At 57.5% G+C, this 8,650-nt stretch carries 7 protein-coding genes and 1 pseudogene; 6 read left to right on the top strand and 2 right to left on the bottom strand.

The features are described 5' to 3' along the window. From F2P44_RS33625 to F2P44_RS33605, 5 genes are all read left to right on the top strand, one after another. The coding region (locus tag F2P44_RS33625; protein ID WP_167094343.1) for a c-type heme family protein at positions 1 to 396 on the top strand (396 nt) is incomplete at its 5' end. A gap of 75 nt (positions 397 to 471) precedes the next feature. Next, the gene (locus F2P44_RS36495) at positions 472 to 2,202 is read left to right on the top strand and encodes a methyl-accepting chemotaxis protein (RefSeq protein WP_167094341.1); all 1,731 of its coding nucleotides are present in this window, start codon (positions 472 to 474) and stop codon (positions 2,200 to 2,202) included. A 134-nt stretch (positions 2,203 to 2,336) separates the two neighbouring features. Continuing rightward, positions 2,337 to 2,567: an IS110 family transposase gene (locus F2P44_RS33615; RefSeq protein ID WP_167094339.1), complete on the top strand. Its 231-nt coding sequence runs from the start codon at positions 2,337 to 2,339 to the stop codon at positions 2,565 to 2,567. A 16-nt stretch (positions 2,568 to 2,583) separates the two neighbouring features. Next, a complete protein-coding gene (locus tag F2P44_RS33610; RefSeq protein ID WP_229423897.1) occupies positions 2,584 to 2,670 on the top strand; it encodes a hypothetical protein in 87 nt (28 codons plus the stop codon). A gap of 398 nt (positions 2,671 to 3,068) precedes the next feature. Beyond that, positions 3,069 to 3,569: a chemotaxis protein CheW gene (locus F2P44_RS33605; RefSeq protein WP_167094335.1), complete on the top strand. Its 501-nt coding sequence runs from the start codon at positions 3,069 to 3,071 to the stop codon at positions 3,567 to 3,569. Positions 3,570 to 3,910: 341 nt separating this feature from the next. On the opposite strand, the gene F2P44_RS33600 is transcribed toward F2P44_RS33605, so the two are convergent. Continuing rightward, positions 3,911 to 6,682, bottom strand: a complete 2,772-nt coding sequence (locus F2P44_RS33600; protein WP_167094333.1) for a response regulator — start codon at positions 6,680 to 6,682, stop codon at positions 3,911 to 3,913. Positions 6,683 to 6,880: 198 nt separating this feature from the next. Between F2P44_RS33600 and F2P44_RS33595 the strand changes: the two genes are divergently transcribed. Continuing rightward, positions 6,881 to 8,170 (top strand): response regulator, encoded by a 1,290-nt coding sequence (locus F2P44_RS33595; RefSeq protein ID WP_167094331.1) that lies wholly within the window; start codon positions 6,881 to 6,883, stop codon positions 8,168 to 8,170. Between the two features lie 355 nt (positions 8,171 to 8,525). Here F2P44_RS33595 and F2P44_RS33590 read toward each other — a convergent pair. Further along, positions 8,526 to 8,650, bottom strand: a pseudogene (locus tag F2P44_RS33590) (IS1182-like element ISCARN109 family transposase); the annotation flags it as partial.

The following is an 8,650-nucleotide window of genomic DNA, read 5'->3' as shown; positions in this document are numbered from 1 at the left end:
CTTGTCTTCATGGGACAAGCCGGTGAGATTGAGACGGGGAGGTTTTGGTGGCATGCCCAAATCATGCGCGATAACAGCACAGTTTACAACTGTTTATTGCGGCCTGTACTCCGGCTGAACAGTTACCTCATTCGCAACCGTAACAATCGGCCTGATGAGTGGGAGCATTCCGTCTTTGTACAGCAATTCAAGAAGGCTGATTACGTCAAGGGAAAACCGTACTCACAAACCGTGGGCCAGACCTACCGCTATATGATTCCGGAGTATTACGGCACAACTTGCCTGCAATGCCATGGTGAACCGAAAGGGGAAAAGGACATTAGCGGTGGTTTGAAGGAAGGCGCCAAACTGGGTGATCTGGGCGGAGCGGTCAGCTTGACGATCCCGAAGAAATAAAGCGCGGGCATGACACGAGGTGCGCCTGAAGGAGCGCAGGCGCATTCGCAACGAAATTCGAAGGAGTCCCCTGCGATGACCATCTTTTCAAACATGAAAATCAGTTCGCGCCTTGGACTGGGTTTTGGTACGCTATTATTGCTAATCATAACATTAGCGTGGCTAGGTTTCTCCCGTATCCAAGAAGTCCAAGGGCGGCTTGAAGAGACTACCGGCGCGACCATGGTGAAGATCAAACTCGCCAATACGATGCGTGACTCGGTGCGCGCCTCTGCGGACGCGGTGCGCAACCTGGCCCTGCTGATCGAGGAAAATCCCGCTGAAGTGGACATGGCGCGCATCGTTAGCGAGCGCAAGAAATACGATGAGGCTGCCGCCGCCCTGAGCAAATTTCCGATGCACGACGCTGGAAAATCCCTATTGGCCAGAGTGGCTGATTTGCGTCAGCGCTCTGGCCCACTGATTGACGACGTGCTGACCTTGTCCAAGGAACAGAAAAACGCAGAGGGCACGGCAGTATGGCGAACGAAACTGCACCCTGAAGAACTCAAATGGCAGACGGCGCTCGAGGAAATGGTTGCAATGCAGGATAGTTTTGCGGGGACCGAAGCCACTGGTGCCCGGGCAGCCTATGAAAGCACGGCGCGCCTGCTCTTGATTCTGACGGTGCTGGCAGTTGCGTTTGGCGCAAGCGTCGCGTTCTTGATCGTTCGCGCGATTACTGGCCCGCTCAGAAAGGCAATGGATGTATCGCACGCGGTGGCAGCTGGCAACCTCTCGGTTCAGATTGACGAAACCAAGGGCGAAAGTGAAATGTCGCAGTTGATGAGGGCGCTGTCTGACATGAAGAATAACCTGGTGACGATTGTGGGCGGCGTGCGCCAGAGTGCCGAAAGGGTGGCGTGCGCCTCGGGCGAAATAGCCAACGGCAATAGCGAGCTGAGTGCGCGGACCGAAGCGCAGGCAAGTGCATTGGAGGAAACTAGTTCTTCGATGGAGGAACTCAACTCCACGTTGCAACAGAACGCTGACCACGCCGCCCAAGCGAACCAGTTCGCGCAGAAGGCGGCCGAAGTTGCCGTGAAGGGAGGCGACGTAGTCAGTGAAGTCGTGGGCACGATGAAAGAAATCAATGAGAGTTCCAAACAAATCGCCGAAATCACCAGCGTGATTGACGGCATCGCCTTTCAGACCAATATTCTAGCCCTGAATGCGGCTGTGGAAGCGGCGCGCGCCGGCGAGCAGGGGCGCGGTTTTGCTGTGGTGGCGAGCGAAGTGCGCAGCTTGGCGCAGCGCTCGGCCGAGGCGGCCAAGCAGATCAAGTCCTTGATCACGGCTAGCGTAGAGCGCGTTGAGCGGGGCACCACGCTGGTGAACCAGGCTGGCGTCACAATGAGTGAGATTGTCACATCGATCAAAAGTGTCAGCGATATCATCACTGAAATCACGGCGGCAACTGCGGAGCAGAATGCTGGCATCGGCCAAATTAGTCAGGCCGTCAACGAGATGGATCACACAACGCAGCAGAATGCAGCACTGGTCGAGGAAAGCGCGGCCGCCGCCGCGAGCTTGCAGCAGGAGGCGCAGCAACTCGTTGCCGCCATGGCCGTGTTTAATCTGGACGCCAATCATGCCGTGCGCGTGGCATCCGCGCAAATGCCGGCGCCGAAGCCACGCGCTGCGCCTCCAAAACGGGTCCCGCTTGCGCGCACTGACAGGGCCACTGCGAAATCGAATCCTGCAGTCCTGCCATCAAGGGCGACCGCGTCCGGACCAAATCAGGCTGCGGACTGGGACGAATATTAGAGGGTCAGCCGGGATAGCGCGTCATCTGCTAGACATATGTATTGGACCTGCCAGACTTTAAATGACGCGGGTTATGCTTGAGGTTCCGAAGAACCTCGAGCGCAGAGCCGCAATTAAAGAGGCAGGTCATGGTCATGGAACAGTTTACCAAGTTGGTCGGAATGGATGTACACAAAGCGACGATCGCGGTTTCGGTGGCCGAACGAGCTGGCGAGGTGCGCTTCCTGGGCGAGATCGCAAATACCGCTGAGGCAATCACCAAGCTAGTGCGCAAGCTCAGGAAGGGTATCGCCGAGCTGTCGTCCTGCTACGAGGCGGGCCCTTGCGGGTATGGCTTGCATCGGCAACTAACTGAACTGAGGTAGGATTGCCAAAGCATTGATGGCGCTGCGAGGCGTCAACCTGCTCACGACCGTCACCATCGTGGCGGAAATAGGCGATCTGCACCGCTTCGCCAGCGCGCCGTAACTGATGGCGTATCTGGGCTGGAGGCCGCAGTGGCAGCTGCAATCTCACGCGGCGTGATATAAACGTGGCGCCACAATTTACTGACGCACAAGGTTGCGAAACAACACCCGCAGCAAATGTTTAAGATCGTTCTTGCTAGAGGTTATCGTTATCGGTATTCTCAACTTCAGTAGTCTTGTTCCGAATACGCATGCATGCAGGTCACGCTTGCTTGATCTAATCAAGAATATTTTGTCATTCCCCAACTTTAGCCTTCAGGGTAAAAACTGTCGTGTCTCCCGGCCCCATCCTCGCCGGTGCCCGAACACTAGCACAAGCGCAAGCAACTGTAGCTCGGTAGCGACGTTCCGCCGCGAACGTGTCGTGCGCACATCGAGCTGTCGACCTGAAAGGTACTTATGTCCAGTATCAATAAAATTAGCGACGGCACCGGCGCTGCGCCGGTTAAGCCGCTCGAATTTCTCGCATTTACCCTCGGCGCCGAAGAATATGGCATCGACATTCAAACAGTGCAGGAACTGCGCAGCTACGAGGCCGTTACACACATTGCCAACGCGCCTGACTTCGTTATGGGCGTAGTCAACCTGCGCGGGGTCATTGTTCCGATTATCGATATGCGGATCAAGTTCAGTCAGTCCAAGCCCACATACGACACTTCAACCGTTGTCATTATCCTCAACGTAAGAGAGCGCGTTATAGGCATCGTCGTCGACAGCGTTTCCGACGTTACTTTGCTGAGCGGCGACCAAGTCAAACCCCCACCGCTTTTAGGTGGGCAAATCAATATTGACTATTTGATCGGCATGGGCACGATCGACGGACGGATGTTGCTGTTGGTTGACATCGACAAGCTCATGTCTTCGGACGACATCGGAAAGATAGAGAAGATAGCCGCCTGACTGGCAGAATCGTCACTGCATAGAGCGACACGCTGCCATTGCTCGACGAGATAAGGAAGCTCGGACTTGCCAATCAGGCCGCCGAAGCGACGAGGGCACTAAGGAAGCAAGTGCCGGCTGCGGCCCGCTGGCAAGGAGCTATCAATGATAAAGGCAGGCCGTATCATGGAGGCGCCGGCGGCAGCCCGACAACGTTATCGTCAAACGGGCGCGCTTCCTGGGCGGGCAGGCGCTCAAACGGATCGATACCCTCGACATAGCGTAGCGCCGACTGAACGTTCTTCCAGCCTACATATTCCATCAACGTCTTGGTGTTCCATCCAGTACAATCATGGCACCACTCATTCGCGGGCGAGCTCCGCGATGACGGCTTCGATGTCGGACTCGAAACCGGCCAAGCTTGGCGCGACAGACGCCGCCGCTCCTTCGCTCGCAAGCTTTTCAATGACGCGGCAACGCTCGGCCAGTGCGCTCGCTCCGATATTCGCGCAGGACGATTTAAGTGTGTGCGCGGCGAGGCGCAGTGCTTCGGCGTCGTCAACCGCAATTGCGCTACGCATGTCGGCTGCAAAGCGCGGGGCGTCGCGCCCAAACAAGTCGACAATCCGCCCCAGCAAATCGGGTCGGCCCGGCCGCTGCATGCCACGCAAGGTAGCGAGCACCCTCTGGTCGAGCAATCCTTGGGCCGGGGCGACTACAGCCGGGTCTGGCTCCGCCCCGCCCCGCCCCGCGCCCGGGCACCAGCGTGCAAGGCAGGCCAGTAACTGAGCACGCGCAAAAGGTTTGCTCAGGTAGTCGTTCATGCCGGCGTCCAGGCAACGCTTTCGGTCGCCGCTGATCGCATTGGCGGTCAATGCAATCACCGGTAACGCAGATGCACCCGAATCGGCCTCGTGGTGGCGTAGCTGACGGGTTGCCTCGAAGCCATCCATGACGGGCATCTGGCAATCCATCAGGACCAGGTCATAGACGCCGGTCGCGAGCATGGTCAGGGCCTCGCGGCCGTTAGCGGCGATGCTGACTTGGTAATCGCTATCCTCAAGCATAGCCAAGGCAATTTCCTGGTTGATCTCATTATCCTCAGCCAAGAGTACGCGCACGGTGCCGCAGGCGGCCTGCGCAGGCGATTCGGCCGGCGCGGCGGCATCCGCCTCGTGCCCCACGAGGCCGGCAAGGGCTGCGTACAGTTCCATGGCCCGCACGGGCTTGGTCAAGCAAGACGCGGCCCCGAGTACGCGTGCACGCGCGCGCTCTTCGCTCGCGTCCAACGAACTCAGCAGAATTACCTGCAACGCCCCCAGCGCCGGCTCTGCACGGATCGCGCCAAGCAATTCCAGTCCATCCATGAACGGCATGCGCATGTCGATCAACGCGAGGTCGAATGCCTGGCCCTGTGCGGCGGCAGCGCGCAACAGGGCCAGGCCTTCGACCCCATCGGCGGCGCTGGCAGTGGCCATCTGCCATTCAATCGCGTGCTGCAACAGAATGCTGCGGTTCGCTGCACTGTCATCGACGATCAGCACGCTACGGCCCGCTAGCGTGACCGGCAAGCTATCAGCAGGCGGTTCGGCACTGAGGCATTCCAGTGCAATCGTGACAACGAAGCAGGACCCGGCGCCAGGTTCGCTGTGCAGTTCGACGCTGCCGGCCATCATTTCCGTCAATTGCCGGACGATAGCCAGCCCAAGGCCCGTCCCACCATACTTTCGCGTAGTCGAGCTATCAGCTTGCCGGAAAGGCTGGAACAAGGTCGCTACCACCTCGGCCGGCACGCCAATGCCGGTATCGGACACGCGCAACTGCAGGCAGCCGGGTGCTAGCCAGGCTGCCGCCAGCGAGATTTCGCCACGTTCGGTAAATTTGATCGCATTGTTGAGCAAGTTGATCATGATCTGGCGTACCCGCACCTGATCGCCGCGCACGCTCCACGGCACGCTGCGAGAAATATCGCAGATGAATTCCAGGCCCTTGCGCTGAGCGCCGTCGGCCAGCAAAGCGGCGACATCCTCGATCGTCTGGCGGATATCGAAGGGCATCTGTTCAAGCGTCAACTTGCCCGCTTCGATCTTGGAGAAATCGAGGATGTCGTCAATGATGGTGAGCAGGGCCTCGCCCGAGCGGTGCACGGTCTCGGTAAATCGCTGCTGCCGGGGATTGAGTTCGGTGCGCAACAATAGCTCGGTCATGCCGATAATCCCGTTCATTGGGGTACGGATCTCATGGCTCATCGCAGCCAAGAAGCTCGACTTGGCGTGGTTAGCCGCGCTCGCTTCGTTGCGGGCCTGTTCCAGCGCCGAACTGCGTGCTATCAGGGCGCTCTCGGCCGCCTTGCGATCGGCGATCTCGCTCGACAGCCCGTGCGCATAGCGCCGCTGCTTTCGCATCAGGACCGCCATGGCCAGTGTGCACAGGCCTCCCAGCCCGAGAATCAGGGCGAATGTATTGCGCAACGTTTGCTGCGCGGCCACCGCAACGGGTGCGATAGGTCGGGTCACCTCAAGGACGCCGCGCACGTCGCCCAGCTTCCAGTCTGTCTTCGGACTACCGGGATAGGAGTTGTGGCAAGCCACGCAGCTGGCGCGCATGCGGTCGGCCACCGCAAAACGTACGGCAGGGCGTCCCTGAAATTGTTCGACACGCACGAAGCTCTGTGTCGGGTTGTTGACCAAGGTGGCCAGCGCATCGCGTTCGAAAGCATCTCGGGGGCCGCCATCTTTGCGCCAAGGAAAGGGATAGGCGCTGAACAAGCGCACTTGCATCCCCGCGTCTCGCAGTCCGATGCGCTGCCCCAGTTCGATGGTGAATGACGCGGGCAGCGGAATCGCCCCCGGCTTGCTGGCAAAATCATGCGTCACTTGCACGCCTTGGCCGCGCACCTTTTCCACCACTTCTGCGGTGTATAGGCTGCGCAGCTCCTGCAACGAAATCGATTGCAAATTCGCGCCCTGCTCAGCGAGGTTAGTGACCAATTGTTCCTGCAAGCGGCTCAGGTAGAGAAAAGTAGCGGCCGTCGCGCCCACCACCGACATTGCAAGTATGATCACGGCGTGATCAGTCACGAGCGCGCCAAACAGCGCCATTTTGCGTGCACAGCTGCGTACCGTTGCGATCATGGCACTCCATCACTGAATGCGTTGCCGAGCATGTTCAAAACCATTGTGACAGAAGCTTGCTATCCGATCTATCGTTTTATGAAGATTCCGGTATGCACTGTTGCCCGTAGCACAAAGGGCGTGTACCCTGATTCTTGCGCGGCACGGTAGGCAACTTGCCCGTGTCCTGGCTGCACTCGCCCATGAAATGGAGGCCCTATGACTTTGCACGCTGATGCAGCGCCTTTGGTGTTGATTGTCGATGACGATATGATGACGCGCCTGCTAGTCGTGGAAACCCTCGAGCCGGAGGGTTTCGCGGTCGAGGAAGCGGCCAGCGGCGCTGAGGCTATCGCCGCCTGCCAACGGCGTCGGCCGGACGTCATCCTGTTGGACCTGACCATGCCAGGCATGGATGGCTTCGAGTGCTGTCGGCGCCTGCGCGCCCTGCCCAATGGCACCCGGGTGCCCGTCGTCGTCCTGACAGGCAATGATGACGACGCTTCAATCCTTCAGGCTTTCGAGGCGGGGGCTACCGACTTTACCGTCAAGCCCATGCAGTGGCGATTGCTGGTGCACCGCTTGCGTTATCTGTTGCGAACCAGCGGCGTGATCGATGCGCTCGCGTGCAGTGAAGCGAGCTTGTCACAGGCCAACGCCGCATTGACTGAAATGAACGAAAAGTTCGCCTTAGCCCATGTCCAGTTGCTGCAATCGGAAAAAATGGCGTCGATAGGCCAGCTCGCGGCCGGTGTTGCACACGAAATTAACAATCCAATTGGCTACATCATTTCGAATTTCGGAACGCTTGAAACCTATCTCGAAAAACTATTCACCATGCTCGGCGTGTACGAAGGCGCGGAACAATTGATCGGCTCGCTCGACGCTTTGACGCGCCTGAAGGCCACGCGCATCGAACTGGAAATGGATCTATTACGTGAAGACATTCCTGCAATCGTGGCCGAGTCGCGCGAAGGCTTGTCCCGTATTAAGGACATTGTGCTGAGCCTTAAAGATTTCGCTCGTCTCGACAGCATTCCGGCATGGCATTTCGATAATATTCATAAGGGTATCGACTCGACCCTCAAAGTCATCAACAATGAAATCAAGTTCAGAGCCGAGGTGATCAAAGAGTACGGGAACGTGCGGGACATTGAGTGCGTCTTGCCTCAGCTAAATCAAGTCTTCATGAACATCATCATCAATGCAGCCCACGCCATGCCTGAAAATGGCGGAAAGATAAAGATTCGAACCTACGAGGATGGCGATGACGCCGTCGTCGAGATCAGTGACAACGGGAACGGCATTTCTGAAAGCGATCTCTCGCGCATATTCGACCCCTTCTTCACAACGAAGCCTGTCGGCAAGGGCACCGGCCTGGGGCTGTCGATTGCCTACGGCATCATCAACAGCCATCGCGGCAAGATCATCGTCGACTCCGCGATTGGCACGGGAACCACCTTCCGCATCACTTTGCCACTGCGTCAGCCCCCAATCCACTCAAGTTAGTGACTGGCGTGCATTTCAGTGAATTATTATCAATGTTTTCATTGTAATACTTGACATTACCTTGAATTCGCGGCTTTCAGCATGGATTTTTACTGTCTCTGCCTGCCAAGCATGTTCTGACCACGCTGTTGTCAATTCCATCAATTAACGCGACTATACATTAGAGCCAATTGCAAAACGATTTTTCTGAACTGGCCGACATCAGGAGAGCACGATTTTTCATCGCTTTTTAGTGATGCCGGACGAAATCTGATCGGTTACGGCGGCGGAATCATGGCTAATCTCATTTTTAGGACGTGGGGATGCCGTACCTGAAACGTTCGGGGCGGAATCGGGAGAAAGTTAAGCGGTATGGTCATCGTCGAAGTCGCATCAACTGGTCAGCACCGAGGGCGAGCAGCCCAAACATCAAATGGCTCATGACTTTGGCATGTCCTTTGACCATAATGTTGCGGCCGCCGAATTCGTCCTTGAGACGCG

Source organism: Massilia frigida, assembly GCF_011682175.1.
In the GTDB taxonomy this organism is placed as follows: Bacteria; Pseudomonadota; Gammaproteobacteria; order Burkholderiales; family Burkholderiaceae_D; genus Telluria_A; species Telluria_A frigida.
Note: the sequence above shows the minus strand (reverse complement) of the source record. Positions and strands in the feature narration are given on the sequence as shown.